The organism is Blastococcus sp. TF02A-30, assembly GCF_003319185.1.
Classification (GTDB): domain Bacteria; phylum Actinomycetota; class Actinomycetes; order Mycobacteriales; family Geodermatophilaceae; genus Blastococcus.
In genome coordinates this window covers 1-1,115 of the sequence record NZ_QOHJ01000017.1, presented here as the reverse complement: position 1 = coordinate 1,115, position 1,115 = coordinate 1, and the positions used below count along the sequence as shown (strand labels likewise).

At 68.9% G+C, this 1,115-nt stretch carries 1 protein-coding gene; it reads left to right on the top strand.

The window, feature by feature from the left end; genetic code table 11:
- Positions 1-127 precede the first annotated feature (127 nt).
- On the top strand, positions 128-1,115 hold a 988-nt coding region (locus DQ241_RS20220), incomplete at its 3' end, for an IS481 family transposase (RefSeq protein ID WP_113832066.1).

Here is a 1,115-nt window from a genome sequence, read left to right as displayed (position 1 = left end):
TGTACTGACCGGAGACGTTGGTCGAGGAGTTGTGACGACGGGATCTGAGTAGGTCTTGTTCGGGGAGGACCTCCGGACGTGGAGTGGAGCTGCTGAAGGCGACCACTGCACGAACCCGGAGGTCCTCGTGTCCCACGCTAATGCCGCGCTGACTCCTCGCCACCGGCTCAAGCTGGCGCGGCTGATCGTCGAGCAGGGGTGGCCGGTCAGCCACGCTGCTGCGGCCTTCCAGGTGTCCTGGCCGACGGCCAACCGGTGGGCTCAGCGCTATCGGCAGGCCGGCGAGGCAGGGATGGCCGATCGGAGCTCGCGCCCACACCGCAGTCCCCGGCGGACGCCGCAACCGGTGGTCCGCCGCATCGTGCATCTGCGGTGGAAACAGCGGTTGGGTCCAGTCGAGATTGCTGCTCGGGTCGGGGTCGCGGCCTCGACCGTTCACCAGGTGTTGCGTCGCTGCCGGCTGCACCGCCTCGCGCACGTCGACCGGGTCACCGGTGAGCCGGTCCGCCGCTACGAGCACGAGCGGCCCGGTGCGCTGCTGCACGTGGACGTGAAGAAGCTCGGCAACATCCCCGACGGCGGCGGTTGGCGCTACGTCGGCCGGGCCCAGGGCGACAAGAACCGTGCTGCCACTCCGGGCAAGCCGCGCAACGCCTACTACAACCCGAAGATCGGCACCGCGTTCGTGCACACCGTGATCGACGACCACAGCCGCGTCGCCTACGCCGAGATCCACGACGACGAGACCGCCGCGACCGCCACAACGGTGCTGCGCAACGCCGTGAGCTGGTTCGCCGCCCGCGGCATAACCGTCGAACGGGTTCTCTCCGACAACGGCTCGGCCTACCGCGCCCACCTCTGGCGGGACACCTGCCTCGAGCTGGGCATTAAGCCCAGCCGCACCCGCCCCTACCGGCCACAGACCAACGGCAAGATCGAACGCTTCCACCGGACGATGGCCGCTGGCTGGGCCTACCGACGACCCTTTCCCAGCGAGTCAGCACGCCGCAAGGCCCTCCCGGCCTGGCTCCACGAGTACAACCATCACCGACCCCACACCGCGACCGGACGTCAGCCACCCATCACCCGCTTGACCAACCTGTCCGGTCAGTACA